This is a genomic window from Streptomyces sp. GESEQ-35 (genome assembly GCF_017948485.1).
Classification (GTDB): Bacteria; Actinomycetota; Actinomycetes; order Streptomycetales; family Streptomycetaceae; genus Streptomyces.
Genome location: NZ_JAFFSX010000006.1, coordinates 151383 through 169611, shown reverse-complemented (window position 1 = coordinate 169611; position 18229 = coordinate 151383). Strand labels below are relative to the sequence as shown.

At 71.5% G+C, this 18229-nt stretch carries 19 protein-coding genes and 1 pseudogene; 9 read left to right on the top strand and 11 right to left on the bottom strand.

What is annotated here, in order from left to right; all coding sequences use genetic code 11:
- Positions 1-6: 6 nt before the first annotated feature.
- The 5 genes from KCH87_RS14480 to KCH87_RS14460 are packed head-to-tail and all read right to left on the bottom strand — an operon-like array spanning position 7 to position 4901.
- Positions 7-834, bottom strand: a complete 828-nt coding sequence (locus tag KCH87_RS14480) for a DUF4255 domain-containing protein (protein WP_210586471.1) — start codon at positions 832-834, stop codon at positions 7-9.
- Positions 835-882: 48 nt separating this feature from the next.
- Positions 883-1623: a hypothetical protein gene (locus tag KCH87_RS14475; protein WP_210586470.1), complete on the bottom strand. Its 741-nt coding sequence runs from the start codon at positions 1621-1623 to the stop codon at positions 883-885.
- Complete coding sequence (locus KCH87_RS14470; RefSeq protein ID WP_210586469.1) at positions 1616-2470, bottom strand: hypothetical protein; 855 nt, start codon at positions 2468-2470, stop codon at positions 1616-1618. Before KCH87_RS14470 ends, KCH87_RS14475 begins: the two co-directional genes overlap by 8 nt.
- A 20-nt stretch (positions 2471-2490) precedes the next feature.
- Positions 2491-3015 carry a phage tail protein gene (locus tag KCH87_RS14465; RefSeq protein ID WP_004003113.1) on the bottom strand — a complete coding sequence of 175 codons (525 nt, stop codon included), beginning with the start codon at positions 3013-3015 and terminating at the stop codon, positions 2491-2493.
- A 20-nt stretch (positions 3016-3035) separates the two neighbouring features.
- Positions 3036-4901, bottom strand: coding sequence for a phage tail sheath C-terminal domain-containing protein (locus KCH87_RS14460; RefSeq protein WP_210586468.1), 1866 nt, complete (start codon positions 4899-4901; stop codon positions 3036-3038).
- A 371-nt stretch (positions 4902-5272) separates the two neighbouring features.
- On the opposite strand from KCH87_RS14460, the gene KCH87_RS14455 reads away from it, so the two are divergent.
- Positions 5273-5695, top strand: a complete 423-nt coding sequence (locus KCH87_RS14455) for a YchJ family protein (protein WP_210586467.1) — start codon at positions 5273-5275, stop codon at positions 5693-5695.
- Between the two features lie 20 nt (positions 5696-5715).
- Here the strand turns inward: KCH87_RS14455 and KCH87_RS14450 are convergent, their stop codons facing one another.
- Complete coding sequence (locus KCH87_RS14450; RefSeq protein WP_210586466.1) at positions 5716-6417, bottom strand: FadR/GntR family transcriptional regulator; 702 nt, start codon at positions 6415-6417, stop codon at positions 5716-5718.
- Between the two features lie 149 nt (positions 6418-6566).
- Between KCH87_RS14450 and KCH87_RS14445 the strand changes: the two genes are divergently transcribed.
- The 4 genes and pseudogenes from KCH87_RS14445 to KCH87_RS14435 all read left to right on the top strand — a co-directional run bounded on the left by KCH87_RS14445 (position 6567) and on the right by KCH87_RS14435 (position 10388).
- Positions 6567-7085: a gluconokinase gene (locus KCH87_RS14445; RefSeq protein WP_210586465.1), complete on the top strand. Its 519-nt coding sequence runs from the start codon at positions 6567-6569 to the stop codon at positions 7083-7085.
- 50 nt (positions 7086-7135) lie between these two features.
- Positions 7136-8533 (top strand): GntP family permease, encoded by a 1398-nt coding sequence (locus KCH87_RS14440; protein ID WP_210586464.1) that lies wholly within the window; start codon positions 7136-7138, stop codon positions 8531-8533.
- 474 nt (positions 8534-9007) lie between these two features.
- Positions 9008-9133 (top strand): annotated as a pseudogene (locus tag KCH87_RS49030) (L-idonate 5-dehydrogenase); the annotation flags it as partial.
- Between the two features lie 133 nt (positions 9134-9266).
- Complete coding sequence (locus KCH87_RS14435) at positions 9267-10388, top strand: hypothetical protein (RefSeq protein WP_210586463.1); 1122 nt, start codon at positions 9267-9269, stop codon at positions 10386-10388.
- Positions 10389-10398: 10 nt separating this feature from the next.
- Here KCH87_RS14435 and KCH87_RS14430 read toward each other — a convergent pair whose 3' ends face one another.
- The 4 genes from KCH87_RS14430 to KCH87_RS14415 form a co-directional block, all read right to left on the bottom strand.
- Positions 10399-11019 (bottom strand): cytochrome b/b6 domain-containing protein, encoded by a 621-nt coding sequence (locus tag KCH87_RS14430; protein WP_210586462.1) that lies wholly within the window; start codon positions 11017-11019, stop codon positions 10399-10401.
- Positions 11003-11737 (bottom strand): molybdopterin-dependent oxidoreductase, encoded by a 735-nt coding sequence (locus tag KCH87_RS14425; RefSeq protein ID WP_210586461.1) that lies wholly within the window; start codon positions 11735-11737, stop codon positions 11003-11005. Before KCH87_RS14425 ends, KCH87_RS14430 begins: the two co-directional genes overlap by 17 nt.
- Before the next feature lie 91 nt (positions 11738-11828).
- Positions 11829-13370, bottom strand: coding sequence for an APC family permease (locus KCH87_RS14420; RefSeq protein WP_210586460.1), 1542 nt, complete (start codon positions 13368-13370; stop codon positions 11829-11831).
- A gap of 53 nt (positions 13371-13423) precedes the next feature.
- A complete protein-coding gene (locus KCH87_RS14415; protein ID WP_210586459.1) occupies positions 13424-14374 on the bottom strand; it encodes a hypothetical protein in 951 nt (316 codons plus the stop codon).
- Between the two features lie 469 nt (positions 14375-14843).
- Here KCH87_RS14415 and KCH87_RS14410 point away from each other — a divergent pair, with 469 nt between their 5' ends.
- From KCH87_RS14410 to KCH87_RS14395, 4 genes are all read left to right on the top strand, one after another.
- Positions 14844-15740 (top strand): DMT family transporter, encoded by an 897-nt coding sequence (locus tag KCH87_RS14410; RefSeq protein ID WP_210586458.1) that lies wholly within the window; start codon positions 14844-14846, stop codon positions 15738-15740.
- Between the two features lie 35 nt (positions 15741-15775).
- Positions 15776-16291 (top strand): NUDIX hydrolase, encoded by a 516-nt coding sequence (locus tag KCH87_RS14405; RefSeq protein ID WP_210586457.1) that lies wholly within the window; start codon positions 15776-15778, stop codon positions 16289-16291.
- A gap of 153 nt (positions 16292-16444) precedes the next feature.
- Positions 16445-16837: a DUF202 domain-containing protein gene (locus tag KCH87_RS14400; protein WP_210586456.1), complete on the top strand. Its 393-nt coding sequence runs from the start codon at positions 16445-16447 to the stop codon at positions 16835-16837.
- Positions 16834-17151 carry a DUF202 domain-containing protein gene (locus tag KCH87_RS14395; protein ID WP_210586455.1) on the top strand — a complete coding sequence of 106 codons (318 nt, stop codon included), beginning with the start codon at positions 16834-16836 and terminating at the stop codon, positions 17149-17151. The genes KCH87_RS14400 and KCH87_RS14395 overlap by 4 nt, the downstream gene beginning before the upstream one ends.
- Before the next feature lie 101 nt (positions 17152-17252).
- On the opposite strand, the gene KCH87_RS14390 is transcribed toward KCH87_RS14395, so the two are convergent.
- A complete protein-coding gene (locus tag KCH87_RS14390; protein ID WP_210586454.1) occupies positions 17253-18200 on the bottom strand; it encodes an NADP-dependent oxidoreductase in 948 nt (315 codons plus the stop codon).
- Positions 18201-18229 lie beyond the last annotated feature (29 nt).

Below are 18229 nucleotides of genomic sequence, written 5' to 3'. Positions count from 1 at the left end.
GCCGGCTCAGTCCTGCGCGGGCTTCGGGGCCCGGGTCGTCGTCCTGCGGCTGCGTGCCGGGGACTTGGCGGCGGTCTTGGCGACAGCCTTCGCGGGAGCCTTCGTCGCCTTCTTGGCGCCTGCCGGGGCAGGCACTTCGGCCTCCGCCTTCACAACCGCCGTGTCCGGCACAGCGGTCGGCGTTGCCTCAGGCTCCGCCCCCGGTGGGACCGGCGCGCCCGGCGCCCCGAACGGCAGCACGCGCACCTCGGGCCGCTCCACCGGCTTGCCCGGGACCGGGCCCTCGCGGCCGTCGATGAAGACGAGGGCCGCCTGGTAGACGACCGACAGCGCGTACGGCGTCTGGTAGAGCATCCCCCACAGCTTCGACGTCTCGTCGACGTCCATCACGGTCGGCGTGAACCGCACCCGCTGCGCCGCCTCGGCGAGATCGCTGCCCGCCAGGTACGGCCGCTCACCGGCCTGTTCGATGACGTCCTTCGGCAGGATCGGGATCTCGTGCAGCGTGCGCACGACGGAGCCGATGAGCCGCTGCCCGACCAGTTCCTTCTCGTCGCCGTACGCACTGATCAGGAAGTGCAGGTCGAGCGCCGCCGCGGGCCGCTTGACGAGCGTGCCGTCGGTCGCCCTGGTCGGCAGATCGTTGTTCCGCTGCGAGGTGTTGGGCGTGACCTGGTACAGGAACACGGAGATCGTGGGCTGCTCCAGCTGCGGGTCGGCCGGCGGCTTGCGCGGCTCGACCTTGACGGCCTCGCCGAACTCCGGCCCCACGTTGTTCTCGATCAGCAGGGCGAGGGCCTGGGTGACATGGGCGATGGCCAGTGCGTTGCTCATGACGTCAGTTCCTCGGCTTCTCTCGTCCTGCTGCTGTGGGCGTACGGCTCACTCGTGCCCCCGTGCCAGGTAGTCGGCGAGGCTCACGGTCGCGCCCGGCCGCTCTGTCGCCCCCGGCCGCGGCCGGGAGGCGGCCGCGGCGGGCGCCGCGGTGACCTCGAGCCGCCCGATCTGCACCTGCACCACCTGCTCGACCGCCCGCCCCGGCCGCCGGGCCGCGGCCTGCCGTACGGCGTCGCGGGCGGCCGCCGTCTCCGCCGCGCTGGGGCGCAGGGCGGCGGAAACGGCGGTGGCGCGAGCGGCGTCCGCACCCGGGGGGATGGGTACGGACGCCGCGGTCTGGGACGTGTCCCGGTCCGCGCGCCCCTGGCTCGCTGTACGCCGCGCGGCGTCCGGCACCGGACGCGGGCCCGGCGCGACCGGTGTGGCGGGCCGCAGCAGGGGTGCCTCGGCCACGGCCGGAGGGATGCTGCGTACGACCGGGTCGGCGGGCGCCCGTTCGGTGCGTACGACGGTCAGCTCGCGTTCCGTGCGCGGCCCGGCCGGAGCGGGCGCCGGGCGCGGTACGTCCCGCAGCGGTACGGCCGTCGGTGTCGAGGCGGGCCCCAGCGGGTCGGTCCCGTCCGGGGCAGGCGCTCCGGCCCGTACCGCCTCGATCCGCTCGAACGGACCGGGCAGCCGCGGCTGTACCCGCACCACGCCCGGACGCGGCGGCGCGGCCGGGGCGGCGTGCCGCGCGATCAGCCGATCGAGGAAGTCAGGGACCGGCGCCCCGTCGGCGTCAGACATCCGCACACAGCTCCAGGTAGTAGCGGCGCCGCAGCGGGCTGAGCGCCAGGATCTCCGGCTCGCTCCAGCCGTAGGCGGTGGCGAGCAGATGGACGTCGAGCAGCACGTCCCGTGCCCAGGCGTCCAGTTCGGTCCAGAGGTAGGAGGCGATGTCCAGCTCCGCCCGGGTGGCCTGCCCGCACTCGGGGCAGGCCACGTTGAGCGAGACATCGGCCCCCGGGTCGGCGGCCTCGACCGCCTCGGCGATCCGGCGCTGCACGGGCTCGGGCAGCGCCTCGGCGGGCCGGACTTCGCCGGCGTACACGGCCGAGACGAGGCACCGCGTGAACAGCGCCCCGCGCGGGTCCGCGGCACGGGCCGCCGCCGTCAGGTCGGCGACGCCGGGCAGCCGGAACTCGACCTCCCAGCCGCCCTCGGCGACCCGCACCAAGCGCTCCGCTGGATGGGCCACGATCTGTTGTTCGTCGGCTGCGGCGCCGTCGTGGCTGGTCGCGCAGTTCCCCGCGCCCCTAAAGGGGCGCTGCCGAACCGTCGCGGACTTCACTCGACTGCTCAGGTGGTCCTCGTGCCCGCCGAGGTTTCCGGCGATTTCCGCGGCGTCCAGGTCGAACTCCATGTCCTCGCCGCACGCCACGCACGCCAGGCGCACCTGCATCCGCTCGCCGAACAGCGCCCGGCGCAGCGTGAACAGGTCCGTCTCCCGCGCGCCCACCGGGAGCTGCGGCAATGCCCCGGCGTCGAGGTCCGGGCGCGCGGTGCGGTGCAGCAGCAGCGCGCGCCCGGCCGGCGCCGCGCCGAGCCCGGCCTCCCAGGTGGCCAGCAGCTCGGCCGCCCCCGTTGTCACCATGTCCCCCAACTCTCAGATGCTCAGGCCGGGTTGAGGAACGAGGGCTCCTCCGGCTCGGGCACCTCGTAGTCCCGCTCCCAGCCCTCGCACTCGAGCTTCAGCGACTGGATGGCCACCGCGTTGGCGTTGGCGTCGAGTTCGCCGAGGACCTGGTACTCGCTGGGCCAGGTCCGGTAGAGCTTGTGCGAGACGGCGACCTGGCCGGCCTCGTTGAGGACCTGGATCACGATGTCCTTGCGGAAGTCCGCGAGCGACACCTCCGAGCCGAGGCCCGCGCCGACCTGCCAGACCTTGTTGGCCCAGCGGTCGAACTCGGGGTCGTGGGTGACCCCGCGCTCCAGGGTGATGCCCTCGAACTCCGAGCGGCCCGGCGACTTGCGCGGCGACGAGGGGTCGCCGCCGTGCCGGTGCTTGACTACCTCCGTCGTCCGCTTGAGCGGACTGATCTTGCTGATGCCCGCGACCGTACGACCGTCCCAGAGGACCAGGAACTTGAAGTTCTTGTACGGGTCGAAACGATGGGCGTTGACCGTGAACTCTGCCATCGAAATGTCCTCTGGATTCCTTAGAGCTCGAACTGCCCGGACGTCTGCTGGATCCTGACGATCACGAACTCGGCCGGACGGACCGGCGCGATGCCCACCAGGACGTTGACGACGCCGTTCGCGATGTCCTCGTCGGTGGTGGTCTCGTGGTCGCACTTGACGAAGTACGCCTCGCGCGGCGTAGTCCCCTTGAAGGCGCCCTGACGGAACAACGTGTGCAGATACGAGGAGGCGCTGAGGCGGATCTGCTGCCACAGGGACTCGTCGTTGGGCTCGAACACGACCCACTGGAGGCCGCGTTGGAGGCTCTCCTCCACGTGCAGCGCGAGCCGCCGCACGGGAACGTACTTCCACTCGCTGTCCAGCGCGTCTGAGCCCTCCAGCGTGCGCGCGCCCCACACCGTCGGGCCGGTCAGCGGGAAGGTGCGCAGGCAGTTGACGCCGAGCGGGTTGAGCAGCCCGGTCTCGCGGTCGGTCAGGTCGACCGTGAGCGAGCGCACGCCCGCGAGCCGCGCCTCGGTGCCGGCCGGTGCCTTCCACACGCCGCGCTCGGAGTCGGTGCGCGCGATGACGCCGGCGACCGCGCCGGACGGCGGGAAGGCGCGCAGCCGCCCGGTGAGCGGGTCGGTGATCTGGAGGTGCGGGAAGTACACACCGGCGTGGTTGCCGCGGACGGCGTCGAAGGCGGCGAGCCCGGCGCGGGCACTGTCCACGCTCACCCAGGTGCTCGGCGCGTCGACGAGCAGGAAGATCCGCCGCTCCTGGCACAGCCGCTGGGCCGCCGAGACGACGGTGACCATGTCCTCGGTCTTCTCGTACGCCGCCAGTTCGGGCAGCGCCAGCAGATTGACGTCGGCCACGCCGCGCAGCGCCTGGATGCCGGTCTTGTCGGCCTCGGAGCCGATGAGGTCACGCGGTCCCGGAGCCTCCCCGTCCTCGCCGCCCTCCAGCGGGAACACCGGCGGGTTGACCGAGGCCTCCAGGCCCAGGTCGTTGGCGCACTCGCCGAGGAAGCGGACGACGTCCTCGGGGTCCGTGGAGCCGGCGACGACCTGGATACGGCGGCCGAACGCGGTGACCTCGGCGCCCGCGAAGGCGTGCTTGCCGGGGGCGTCGGGCAGGGCCCGCAGCTTGCGTTCGAGCAGCAGCGCCAACTCGGCGACGGTGCACGGGGCTTCGCCGTCACAGTCGGGGTCGTAGAGCGTGAACTCGCGCTCCACATCGCCGATCTTGACGGTCAAGTCGACGGCCAGGTCGGGCAGTTCGTCGCCGAACGGCTTGGAGACGGTGCCGGACGGATCCGGGCGGCCCTCACCGACGGCCTCGACCCGGATGAGCCGCGAGCCGGCGTTGATCACGGTCGGCGCGTACCGGCCGTGCGACGTGTCCATGGACAGGCCGGTGAAGCTCTCGCGGGCGTCGCCCTTGGCGTCGTACACCCGCAGGTTGAAGGTCTCGTCGGGGTGGGGCGTGTCGTAGTCGACGGCGACGCGCAGGCCGTTGCCCCACACGCCGGGTTCCTTGGCGTGGACTTCCAGGACCCGGTTCTCGCTGCGACCCTCGGTGGACTCCAGCACGACGCATGCGGCCTTGCCGCTGCCCGCCTTCGCGACCCGGACGATCACGGCGACCGTGCCGCCGTTGCCGAAGAACTGGTGCACCGCGTACGCGACGGCGCTCTGCGAACTCAGCCCGCCGAAACGCCGCTCGAACTCGGCGAAGCCGGTGACCCGCACCGGCTCGTTCAGCGGACCGCGCCGCGTGTGACCCACGAAGGCGGTCACCGAGGTGGTCACGGCGGAGACCGTGCGGGTGCTGCTGGGAAGCTCTTCGACGTAGACGCCCGGGTACGTCGGCCTGGCGGCGCTCACTGCATTCGTCGGCATTCCCCCTCCTATCCCTTCTCAGGCACCAGGTGAAAGGCACCAAGAGGCGGCAGAGGGTGAGATCTGTTTTCCGGCGCACGCGGAGGCCCCCGGCGCGAGACGACGCAACCGGTCCACGGACACCGCATCAGTTTTCCCCCGTCAGTTCCCGGGCGGACGGCCGTCCGGGCCAAGCAGCTCGCTTGTGACTCCTGATGCTCAAGTGCTCAACCCACCTTGGTGAGTAGGCAGTTGCTGAAGCAAGACGTGTTCACGCCAGCCCTGAAGGAGTTTCCATGAAGGGCACCGAACATGACTCGCACACCATGTGCGCGTGTCGGAACGGGTGATCCACAGAATCTCCACAGTCACTGTTCCAGCAGAATGGAGGCATGTCCCGACGCAACCCGGCTCACCGGCAACAGCGCACCTCCACCGCCGCGCGCCCCCTCCCCTGCCCGTGCGGTCTTGCGGAGACGTACGAGAAGTGCTGTGGCCGATTTCATCGGGGTGACATGACGGCACCGACCGCCGAGGCTCTGATGCGGTCGCGTTACAGCGCTTTTACGCAACGGGACGAGGCGTACCTACTGCGCACCTGGCATCCCCGGACCCGGCCCGCGCGGGTCGACCTCGATCCGGCGATGAAGTGGACGGGACTGGAGATCCTCGGCACCGGCGAGGGATCGGCGTTCCACTCCGCCGGGACCGTGACCTTCCGCGCCTCGTTCCGGGGCGGGTCGCTGCACGAGCGGAGCCGGTTCGAGCGGGTGGAGGGGGCGTGGGTGTACGTCGACGGGGAGTTCCTCGACTGACCGGCGCCGACCGACCGGCGCTACGGGGCGAGGATGTCCAGCTCCTGGAGCGCGCCCTCGGTGATCTCCCGGGTGAGGTGCTCGGCGCGGACCGCGTCGCCCGCGCGGACCGCCTCCGCGACCTGGACGTGCAGGGTGACGGCGGCCGGGTCGGGGTCCTCGAACATGACCTCGTGCTGGGTGCGGCCGGTGAGGACCTCGGCGACGACGTCCCCGAGGCGGGCGAACATCTCGTTGCCGGAGGCGTTGAGGATCACCCGGTGGAAGGCCACGTCGTGGCGGAGGTAGCCCTCCAGTTGGTGCCCCTTGGAGTGGGCGACCATCCCCAGGGCGCACTCGGTGAGTTCGGCGCACTGGTCGGCGGTGGCGTGCTTGGCGGCGAGGCCCGCGGCGACCGGTTCGATCGCCGAGCGCAGCACGGTGAGCGAGCGCAGTTGCTGGGGGCGGTCGGCGCCGGCCAGCCGCCAGCGGATGACCTGAGGGTCGTAGACATTCCACTCGGCCTTGGGGCGGACCGTGACGCCCACGCGGCGGCGGGACTCGACCAGATGCATGGATTCGAGGACGCGGACGGCCTCGCGCATCACGGAGCGTGAGACGTCGAACCGCTGGGACAGTTCGTCCGTGCGCAGGACGCTGCCCGGCGGGTACTCCCCCGCGGTGATCGCGGGGCCGAGGGCTTCCAGTACGCGGCCGTGCAGCCCTCGACCCGATGTGCTCATGCACACAGAGTACGGGCCGGATCACGGGAAGAAAAAGTCAGACTTATTTGTCACAGACTCTTGAATTCGTCGTACCTAATGGGTTTCAGTTCGGTGAGATTTTTCGAGGCACGTGTCGACGAGGACAGCAGCAAGCAAGTGAGGCAGCGATGAGTACCCCCCATGTCGTCGTGGTCATGGGCGTCGCGGGCACCGGCAAGACCACCATCGGTCCCCTGCTCGCCGCCCGGCTCGGCGTCCCCTACGCCGAGGGCGACGACTTCCACCCGCCGGCCAACATCACCAAGATGTCGGCCGGCATCCCGCTCACCGACGAGGACCGGTGGCCGTGGCTGGACGCCATCGGCGCCTGGGCACACGGGCGGGCGGGACTCGGCGGGGTGGTCAGCAGCTCCGCGCTGAAGCGGTCGTACCGCGACCGGCTGCGGGCCGCGGGCCCCGGCATCGTCTTCGTGCACCTCACCGGCGACCGTGCCCTCATCGAGGACCGGATGGCGCACCGCCAGGGGCACTTCATGCCGACGGCGCTCCTCGACTCCCAGTTCGCCACGCTCCAGCCGCTCCAGCCGGACGAGGCGGGCGTCGCGGTCGACGTCTCCGGCAGCCCCGAGGAGATCACCGAACGGGCCATGACCGCTCTCACGGCTCTCCCCGAGCCGACCCCCTAACCCCCCCCACGCACCTTCCCCCATCCCCCCGTACCTGCAAGGGAACTCCCGTGACCAGACTCAACGCCGAGCTGCTGGCAGCGGACACCGTCGAGCCCATCACCTCGGCCGGCCACGCTCAGCTGGGCATAGCCGTACTGGCGGGCATCGCCGTCATCGTCCTGCTCATCACCAAGTTCAAGCTGCACGCCTTCCTGTCCCTGACCATCGGCTCGCTGGCGCTCGGCGCGTTCGCCGGGGCGCCGCTGGACAAGGCGATCGCGAGCTTCACCACCGGGCTCGGGACCACGGTCGCGGGCGTGGGTGTGCTGATCGCGCTGGGTGCGATCCTCGGCAAGATGCTCGCCGACTCCGGTGGCGCGGACGAGATCGTCGACACGATCCTCGCCAAGGCCGGCGGCCGTTCGATGCCGTGGGCGATGGTGCTGATCGCCTCGGTGATCGGTCTGCCGCTGTTCTTCGAGGTCGGCGTCGTCCTGCTGATCCCGGTCGTGCTGATGGTCGCCAAACGCGGCAACTACTCCCTGATGCGCATCGGCATCCCGGCGCTCGCGGGTCTGTCCGTGATGCACGGCCTGGTTCCGCCGCACCCCGGCCCGCTGGTCGCGATCGACGCGGTCAAGGCCAACCTGGGTGTCACGCTGGCGCTGGGTGTCCTGGTCGCCATACCGACGGTGATCATCGCCGGACCGCTGTTCTCGAAGGTCGCGGCCCGCTGGGTGGATGTCCCGGCCCCGGATCGCATGATCCCGCAGCGCGCTTCCGAGGAGCTGGAGAAGCGCCCGAGCTTCGGCGCGACCCTCGCCACCATGCTGCTGCCGGTGGTCCTGATGCTCTCCAAGGCACTCGTCGACATCGTCATCGACGACCCCGAGAACACCACGCAGCGCGTCTTCGACGTCATCGGCTCCCCGCTGATCGCCCTGCTCGCCTCCGTGCTCCTCGGCATCTTCACGCTGCTGCGGCCCGCCGGGTTCGGCAAGGACCGGGTCTCGGGGCTCGTCGAGAAGGGCCTCGCGCCCATCGCGGGCATCCTGCTGATCGTCGGCGCGGGCGGCGGCTTCAAGCAGACGCTGATCGACTCCGGCGTGGGCCAGATGATCCTGGAGATCTCCGAGGACTGGTCGATCCCGGCCCTGCTGCTGGCCTGGCTGATCGCGGTGGCGATCCGTCTGGCGACCGGTTCGGCGACGGTGGCGACGATCTCGGCGGCCGGCCTGGTCGCCCCGCTCGCGGTCGGCATGTCGACCGGGGAGACCGCCCTGCTCGTCCTCGCCATCGGCGCCGGCTCGCTCTTCTTCAGCCATGTCAACGACGCCGGCTTCTGGCTGGTGAAGGAGTACTTCGGCCTCGACGTCGGCCAGACCATCAAGACCTGGTCGGTCATGGAGACGATCATCTCGGTGGTCGCGGGAGGATTCGTCCTGCTTCTCTCCCTGGTGATTTAGGAGGCGTAGGAGGCGTACGAGGATGACGGCTCACGGTTCCTAGAGACTGAGCGGGAGCGAGTCCGGGCGCCAGGGCTCATGCTCAGCCGAACACCCCGAACAATGTTGGGCGTTCTGGTTCCCCGCGTTCGCTCCGCATCCGGCCCGCACGGATCTCGTCCGTGGTCCGGGCATGCGGGGGCGGGGTTCCTCACGCCCAAAGATCCCCGATGAGGCCTGGGCGGTCCGATGCCCTGCACGATCACTCCGGTCATGCAGGGGCGGTGCCGTCCGTCGCCGGTGCGGACGCCACGAATGGCGCAGCGATCGTACGCAGCCCTCCCACTGTCCCGCCCCCGCCCAACTCCGCCCCGATGGCCCCGTCATGGCGTCCAACGAGGCCCGCCCGCAAAGGTCACACATTCGAGGCAGGAATTCCTGTTCACCTCTCGGGGTGCCGAAACGGCGCAGGTCGGCCCCAGCCTCCTTAGGGCTGCGGCCGAGCCGTCGTTCGACGGGCTGGTGAGTGCGGTGGTGCCGGTCCGGGAGGCCAAGTCGGCGTTTGCCCTCGCGGCGGACCGGAGCCGGTCGTGCAAGGTTCTGCTCGGCTTCGCCTCTTGAGTTCCGGTTTGTCCCAGCTTTAGCAGCCTGGGGCAATCCGCTTCCCGGACGGGAGCGCGCGTCCCATCATGGGGAGACCTCCGGAGCTCAGGCCTACTGGGTCACGCCCGGGGCTGATGGCATCGGGGGCGGCATGGCGGTATCACTCGGGGCGCGCATATCTGGGCTGTTGATCGCCGGAGCACTGGCGATCGCGACGGCCGCGGCGTGCGGCGGGGACGGGAACGGCGCCGCGGGCGGCTCCGGCGGTGGGGGCACGAGTGTCTCGGGCGGGGTATCGAGCGGCGGTCGGGGCGACGGTGGGACGAGCGATACGGGCGGGCCCGTCGGGAACACGCCGATGTGGCGGCCCGATGGTGGGGGCGGTGGTGACAGCGCGACCGGTGGGACCGACGGTTCCGGGGGAACCAACGGGTCCGGTGCATCCGGGAGTTCAAGCGGATCGGGCGGTTCCGGTGGCTCGGGCGGGAGCGGCGGCTCCAGCGGCGGGGGCGGGCCGGTCGAGACTCCCCGCTGGCTGCCCTGGGGGCCGAAGTCGCCCGACAGTGACCGGACCGCCGACCCGGAGAGTGTCTACGACGCGCTCGGTGAACACCCCGAGAAGTGCGGGGCCACCGCCAAGCTGATCCCGGCCGAACCGCCGGACGACGACTGGCGCGTGGTCCGCGCACTCGCCGAGGTGTGCAAGGCCGCACAAGGGCAGGGCGGCGACTGGGAGACCGCGGCCGCCGACTACGCCGCGCTCCAGGGCAGGCTCACCGGTTGCAAGGCACGCGCCGCCCACGCCGTACTCGGCGGAGTCCTGCGGTTCCACCGGCAACACCCGTCCACCACCGTGCGGTTGACGCCGTCCTCGGACAAAGGCGGCGGCGTCTGCGACTTCCGGATCGTCTCCGTGGACGTGGGCGCGGACGGCGAGGCCAAGCCGGGTGACACGATCACCGTCCGGGTCGGCGGCCTCTACTTCGACAAGGCGGAACTGCTGAGCGGACTGAGGGGTGTGACCGTCGCCGGAGCGCCTGCGCTCGCTGCCGTGCAGCAGGACCACGGGGCCGAGCCGCGCGACCGGTTGACCTTCGACGTCGTCGTCCCGGTTCCGCCGTCGGGCACCTATCCGCAGAGCGCCGCCGTGAGCGTCACGTACGGCGGGACGGCGAGGCTGGACGACGCCTTCACCCTCGTCGCCCCCGGCAGCTCCGCCAGTCCTTCGCCGGTCGAGTCACCGAGCACCGCCTCGACCGGTCCGTCCCTGTGAGCGACCGCCGTCACGGACGCCAGAGGGGGTGCTCCCGGTCCGCCCACTCCCGCGAGACCGACCCCGTGCGCAGACCGCGCCGGGCCTCCGGGTCCGCCAGCGCCATGCCGATGTGGCCGGCGAGGACGATGCCGATGGTGAGGGCGAGCCAGTCGTGGACGAAGGTCGCGCTGGTCCGCCACATCAGCGGGGTGAGGTGGGTGAACCACATGATCAGCCCCGTGCCGAGCATCACCAGCGTGGCGCCCGAGATCCAGGCGGCGTAGACCTTCTGTCCGGCGTTGAACTTGCCCGCCGGGCGGGCCGACGTCCGCTTGTCGCGGTGCAGTGCCGCGCGCAGCCAGACCCGGTCGTGCGGTCCGAAGCGGTTCAGGAAGCGCAGGTCGGCGCGGAAGGCGCGGGAGACGAGACCGGCCAGCACCGGGACGGGGAGGGCGAGTCCGGCCCACTCGTGGATACGGACCACCAGCTCGCGGCGGCCGACGAGTTCGGCGAGTTGGGGGAGGTAGAGACAGGCCGCCGTCACCACGCACACACCCATCAGCGCGGCGGTCAGCCGGTGCACCCACCGTTGGGCCCGGCCGAACCGGCGGACCCGTGCGGTGGGGGGCGCCTCAGCTCGTAGGCTCATCGTCGCGTCCGTTCGAGCGGCCGACCCAGGCGTCGACGTCGTAGCCGCGCTCCTCCCAGTAGCCGGGCTCCACCTCGTCGGTGAGGGTGATGCCGGAGAGCCACTTGGCCGACTTGTAGAAGTACATGGGGGCGACATACAGACGGACCGGGCCGCCGTGGGAGTGGCCCAGGTCCTTGTCCTGCATACGCAGGGCGACCAGGACGTCCGCGCGGCGGGCCTGGTCGAGGGTGAGGCTCTCCGTGTACGTGCCGTCGAAGCAGGTGAACCGGACCGCCCCGGCCGTGGGGCGCGCTCCCGCGGCGTCCAGCAGCCGGGACAGACGTACCCCCTCGAAGGGGGTGTGCGGGACGCGCCAGCCGGTGACGCACTGCACGTCCTTGACCATCCGGGTCTGCGGCAGGGCCCGCAGATCGGCCAGGGTGTAGGTCTTCGGGCGGTCGACCAGGCCGTCGACGGTGAGCCGGTAGTTCCCGTCGTCCTTGTGGGGTACGGAGGACGCGACCGAGTAGTAGCGGAAGCCGCCGCCGTTCGGGAGCAGACCGGTCAGGCCGGTGGGGTCCTTGTCGGCCGCGCTGCCGAGGAAGGACTCCAGGCCGCGTTGCAGGCCGGGCGCGGCGACCACGCCCAGGGCACCCAGGCCGAGGGTGCCGAGGAGGACACGGCGGCCGATCGGCTTGCCGCGTTCCTCGGGCTGTTCGGACGGTTCGGGGTTCACTCATCCATTCGAGCACCCGCGGGCCCTGCGGGGCCAGGGATCGCGGGTGCTCGTCAGGGTTCCGTAATCACTTCTTACGTACCGGTACGGCTCAGTCGGTGGCCTCCGCCGCCTTGTCCAGCTGGAACGCCTCGTTGCCGAGGCCGATGCGGGCGTGGGTCTCGGGGGCGCGGGAGCGCAGCAGCAGGCCCTGGACGAGGCCGATGACGAGGGCGGCGCCGATGATGCCGGGGAGCGCCCAGCTGAGGGCCGAGTCGGGGCCGGCGCCGACCAGGACGTCGAAGTCCCTGACCGTGTAGACGGCGATCACGAGCAGGGCGATCCCGGCCAGCGCGGAGGTGACCAGCCGCCAGGCCTGGGTGCCGGCGGCGCCGCGCCGGGCGAAGAAGACGACCACCGAGAGGGAGGCCAGCGCCATCAGCACGATCACGCCGAGGGCGCCGACGTTGCCGAACCAGGTGAACAGGTGCAGGACGGGCGCGGTCGGGTCGCCGGACGGCTTGTCGTCGGCGACCGCGAAGGCGATGACGATCACGGCGGCCACGGCGCTTTGGAGCAGCGATCCGGTGCCGGGGGCGCCGCTCGTGCCGGTGGTGCGGCCGAAGGCGGCGGGCAGCAGGCCCTCGCGGCCCATGGCGAAGGCGTACCGGGCGACGACGTTGTGGAAGCTGAGCATCGCCGCGAACATGCCGGTCACGAACAGAACGTGCAGGACGTCGGTGAAGGTGCCGCCCAGCCGTTCCTCGGTGAGGAAGAACAGCAGTCCGGCGCTCTGCTCGCGGGACGCCCCGACGATCGCGGACGGCCCGGCGGCGACGGTGAGCGCCCAGCTGCTGAGCGCGAAGAAGACGGCGACGCCACCGACGGCGAGGAACATCACGCGCGGCACGAGGACGTGCGGCCTGCTGGTCTCCTCGGCGTACACGGGCGCCTGCTCGAAGCCGAGGAAGGCCGCGATGCAGAAGCAGAGGGCGGTGCCGACTCCGGCGCCGCTGAGCGTGTCCGGGTTGAAGGCGTGCAGGGACAGCCCCTCCCCCGCCGGGTCGGCGACGGCGGCGATGTCGAAGACGACGACCAGGGCCACCTCGACGATCAGCAGCACGCCGAGCACGCGCGCGTTGACGTCGATCTTCAGCCAGCCCAGCGCCCCGACGGCGGCCACGGCCGCCAGCGCCGGTATCCACCAGGCGACCTCCAGGTCGGCGTAGGTGGCGAAGAGGCCCGAGACCTCGAAGCCGAAGATGCCGTAGATGCCGACCTGGAGGGCGTTGTAGGCGACGAGGGCGACCAGGGCGGCGGCCGCTCCGGCGGTGCCGCCGAGGCCGCGGGAGATATAGGCGTAGAAGGCGCCCGCGTTGTGGACGTGGCGGCTCATCTCGGCGTACCCGATGCCGAAGAGGACGAGCACCACGCCGAGCACGACGAAGAGCAGCGGCTGTCCGACAATGCCCATCACCGCGAATGTGGTGGGCATGACACCCGCGACCACCATGAGAGGGGCGGTCGCGGCGAGGACGGAGAGCAGCAGGCCGCCAGTGCCGAGACGGTCGGCGCGCAGGGCGCGTTCCTGCCCCTTGAAGGTGCTGATGCCGCCGTCGGGGGCGGTGCTCGTGTGCGAACTGCCCGTCGTCATCGGGGCCGTCCTTCCTGGTAGGGACTCATGGGGACTCATGGGGCGGTACGGGGTCACGCCGTGCCGAGTGCGGTGGCGCGGGCGGCTCGGAAGGCGGCGTGCGGGTCGCGGTCCGGGTACGACCACGGGTCGGGGGCGGCGTGCTCGCCGATGCGGTGGAACAGGGCGGCGGCCTCGGCGCCGCGGCCTTCGCAGACCTTGGCGTGGGCGAGGAAGTTCAGGTCGACCAGACGGCGTGGATGGCCCTCGTGCTCCCACTCCAGCCACCAGTCGAAGCCGGCCTTCATCACCTGCCGGGCCCGGCGCCCGGACCAGTGACCGGAGGCGGCCGGGTCGGCGGGCACATGACCGGCGGCGGCCAGCGCGCGGTACCGCTCGGCGTGCGCGACGACCGGGAGGATCGCCAGCGGAGAGTCCGCGGGGGCCTGCTCGGCGCAGTGGGCGGCGAAGTCGTAGACCTCGTGCAGTGGGTCGGGCCCTGCGGCGGCGTGGCGCTCGGCGAGCCGGGCGACCATCAGATGGTGGGCGTGGTGGTGGTCGGCGTACCGGCCGCGGATCTCGCCGAACAGCCGGAGCGCCTCCTCCTCGGCCCCGAAGCGGCGCTCGAGCATGAGCAGGCCGAGCCACGGCGTGGGATCGCCGGGCGCGAGCGCGGCGGCGGACCGGCAGGCCTCACGGGCACGGACCGGCTTGTCCTTGCCCCGCAGGGCGCGCTGGACCAGTGACAGAGCCAGCAGGACACAGGCGTCGGCGGAGTCGGGTTCGGCGAGCAGCCAGTCGCGGGCCCAGGCAGCGCTGTACGACTCCTGGGCGAGGACGGTGACGCGGTGGCCGCGGCGGTCGAAGTCGTCGCCCGTGTACGCGAGCAGCGAGCGGGCGGCCTGCCAGCGTCCTTGGCCCAACGCGGCGCGGGCGGTGGCGAGTTCGGCGTCGTCGAGGGCCGCGTCGAAGGCCTGGGCAGCGCGTCTTCGGGCGCGGCCGAGGGGTGGCGGAGGTGGGGGCACCGCGGGAACTTCCTCATGCGCTTGTGTCGGCTCGGCACGCCTCAGCGCGGCTTGTCGTCGGTCTCGGGTCTCGGCTTGCCATGGGGTGGTTCAGCTCACCGCCGAGTGATTTCGGCTTGCCATCGAGTGATCACGGACAGCAAACCCCCAGCCAATGGATCGCGTCAAGACCCGCACAACTCTTACACGCGTCAACTCCTGTTACGGAAGAGACACTTGTGGTTTACCGATCAACCGAGACCACCGCATGATCGCCACTCCGCGACCCTTGACTGTGGCGTACGCCATAGCGTGACTCGTCCAGGCATCGGACCATGGCGGGACGGTCGTGCGACCGCCCTTGATCGACAGGGTGCCGTGACCGAGTCCACTGCCCGGATCGGGCACTCCCAGGGGCACACCGGGCCCTGGGGCACTACAGTCGGCCAGACGCAGCCCCCGGCCCGGCCGAACGATCGAGGTACGCAGCGTGTCGCTTCAGGTTCTGATACTCGCCGTGAGTGCCGCCTGCTGCCTGGGCTTCGGCTTCGTGCTCCAGCAGAACGCGGCCCAGCGAGCACCCCTGAACGACTTTCTCTCCCCCCGGCTCCTCCTGGACCTGATGAAGGTGCCGCGCTGGCTGGGCGGCCTGGGTCTGATGGTGGCCGGTATGGCGCTCGGCGCGATCGCGCTGGGCCACGGCGAGATCTCCCTGGTGGAGCCGCTGCTCGCGACGAATCTGCTGTTCGCGATGGCCCTGTCCCGCCGCCAGACCAAGCAGTCACTGGGCCGCCAGGGCTGGGCGGGCCTCGCACTGCTCGCCGGCGGCGTGACCGCGTTCATCGTCGCGGGCCAGCCGACCGGCGGCACCGCGATCAGCGACCCCGTGCGCCACTGGCTGATCATCGGCGTGATGGTCGGACTCGCGCTGCTGCTCACGACGTACGCGAAGCGTTCCCGGCTGAGCTCGGGCCCGGCGCTCCTCGCCGTGGCCGCCGGTCTGCTGTACGGCGTGCAGGACGCCCTGACCCGGGTGAGCGGCCAGCGCTTCTCCGAGGGCGGGCTGGTCGAGCTGCTGACCGGCTGGCAGCCGTACGCCGTGCTGGCGCTCGGCGTCACCGGGCTCGTCCTGGTGCAGAGCGCGTTCGAGACGGCGTCCCTGCGGATGTCGCTGCCCGCCCTGACCGCGGCCCAGCCGCTGGCCGGCATCGCCTGCGGGGTGGGCTTCCTCGGCGACCAGCTGCGCACCGACCCGGGAGCGCTGGCCTGGGAGGCGGCGGGCCTCGCGGCCATCGTGGTCGGCATCATCCTGCTGGGAATGCACCCGGCGATGCCGTCCGGAGCGGCGGTGCGGGAGCCGGCGCGGAAGCTACAGCCGAGCAGCTGATTCTGCGGAAGCCGCCGAGCTGATTTATTGGCGACATGAACGCTGCTGACGAAATCCTCGACATCGTCGACGAGAACGACCAGGTCATCGACGAGTCCCCGCGCGGCGAGGCCTATGCCCGCGGACTGCGCCACCGCTGCGTCTTCATCCAGGCCCGCGACGCCACCGGCCGCCTCTTCGTCCACCGCCGCACCCCGACCAAGCTGGTCTTCCCGTCCCTCTACGACATGTTCGTCGGCGGAGTCGTCGGCGCGGGCGAGTCCTACGACGCCGCCGCCCTGCGCGAGGCCGAGGAGGAACTCGGCGTCTCCGGTCTCCCGCGCCCCGAGTTCCTGTTCAAGTTCCTGTACGACAACGGCGCCGGCCAGAGCTGGTGGTCGGCGGTGTACGAGGTCCGCTGCGACCTCCCGGTGCAGCCGCAGGTCGAGGAGGTGGCCTGGCACGACTTCCTGCCGGAGGCGGAGGTGGAGCGACGCCTGACGGAGTGGGAGTGGGTGCCGGACGGGTTGGCGGCGTATGAACGGCTGAGGGCGTTCAAGTCGGTGAACTGATCACGCCGACCGGCATCAAGGCAGCCCGTCCGGCGCTTGAGGACGAGGCCGTCCAGGCCGAAGCGGGGGTCTGGGGGCGCAGCCCCCAGGGACGACAGCCCACCCGCACGACCCGGCTCAAGCCCAGCGGAGCGCCCCGGTATCGTCCTGAACGTGATCGATCTCGCTCGGAACGTCCGGCTCTGGCTCGCCCCACAGGAGATCCGCGAAGAAGGCACCACCCCCGACTACCGTTTCTCGCTGGCGAACGAACGCACGTTTCTGGCCTGGCTGCGGACCGCCCTCGCACTGATCGGCGGCGGCTTCGCGGTGGACCAGTTCCTGCCGGATCTGCGCTGGGGCTGGCGCGTCGGGCTGGCGCTGGCGCTGCTCGCGGCGGGCGTGCTGTGCTCGCTGCGCGCGGTCAACCACTGGATGCGCTGCGAGCGGGCCATGCGCAAGGGCGAGGATCTGCCGGTGTCACGGTTCCCGGCGGTGCTGAGCCTCGTCGTCGCGGTCGTGGCCCTCGCGATGGTCGTCGTCGTACTGGTCGGCTGGGAAGGGTGACGGCCGAGCCGGCCAGGGACCCCGGTCTCCAGCCCGAGCGCACTCGCCTCGCCTGGCGGCGTACCACGCTCTCAGGCACCGTCGCCGCCGTGCTTGCCGTGAAGACCGCGCTGCACGGCGGCGCAACGGTGCCCGGCGTCCTCGTCTGCGCCCTGTGCGTCGCCCTCTGGCTGGGCTTCCTGCTCGTCGCCCACCGTCGAATCCACACCCTCGCCTCAGCGCCCGCCCCCGTGGCCCTCACTCCCCGACAGGCCGCGGCGGCGGTCCTGTGCACGGTCGCACTGGCGGCGTGTGCGGCTGCGGTGGTCTTCTAGGCCGTCGTTTGTCTGCGGATTCGTCGTGGCTGGTCGCGCAGTTCCCCGCGCCCCTTACGGGGCGCTGCCCAGCCCTCTCTTTCAGGGCGCGCCCAACCCTCTCAGGGCGTGTCCTCCGCCTCCCAGTCCACCGTCACCACGATCTTCCCCCGGGTCCGGCCGCCCTCGCTCAGCCGATGCGCGTCGGCCGCGCGCTCCAGTGGGAGCGTCTCGGACACATGCACCGACACCACGCCCTGTTCCGCGAGCTCGGACAGCCGCAGCAGGTCCTCGGCGTCGGGGCGGACCCAGTAGTAGCGGCCGCCGTAGTCGAAGACGTCCGCGTCGGCGATCGAGACCAGGCGGCCCTCGGGTGCCAGCAGGTTCGCCGAGACCTTCACCGCCTCACCGCCGACGGTGTCGAACGCCGCGTCCACGCCCTCGGGCGCCAGCCCGCGCACCCGCTCGGCCAGACCGTCGCCGTACTGCACGGGTTCACCGCCGAGCGAGCGTACGAAGTCATGGTTGGACTCGCTCGCCGTGCCGATGACCCGGGCCCCGAGATGGCGGGCGAGCTGGACGGCGATCGAGCCGACGCCGCCGGCCGCCGCGTGCACGAGCACGGTCTCCCCGCGCTTCACCTGGATGGCCTTCACCAGCACCTGGTAGGCGGTCAGTCCGGCCAGGGGCAGCCCGGCAGCCTCCTCGTAGGAGAGGTTGCGCGGCTTGCGCGCCAGGGTGCGTACGGGGGCGGCGACGTACTCCGCGAAGGTGCCACGGGAGAGGAAGTCCTCCCGGACGTACCCGATGACCTCGTCCCCGACGGCGAACTCCGTGACGGACACCCCGGGTTGCACCACCACGCCGGAGACGTCCCAGCCGGGCACCACCGGGAACACGGCCTCGAAAATGCCGTCGAGATGGCCCTCCCGGCACTTCCAGTCCACGGGGTTGACGGCCGCCGCCCGCACCTTCACGAGCACCGCGTCCGGCCCGAGTTTCGGATCGCTCACCTCGCCGAATGCGAGTACCTCGGGTCCGCCGTAGCGTGTGTAGCTGATGCCCTTCATGGGTTCGACCCTCCGGGGTGCCCGGGCGC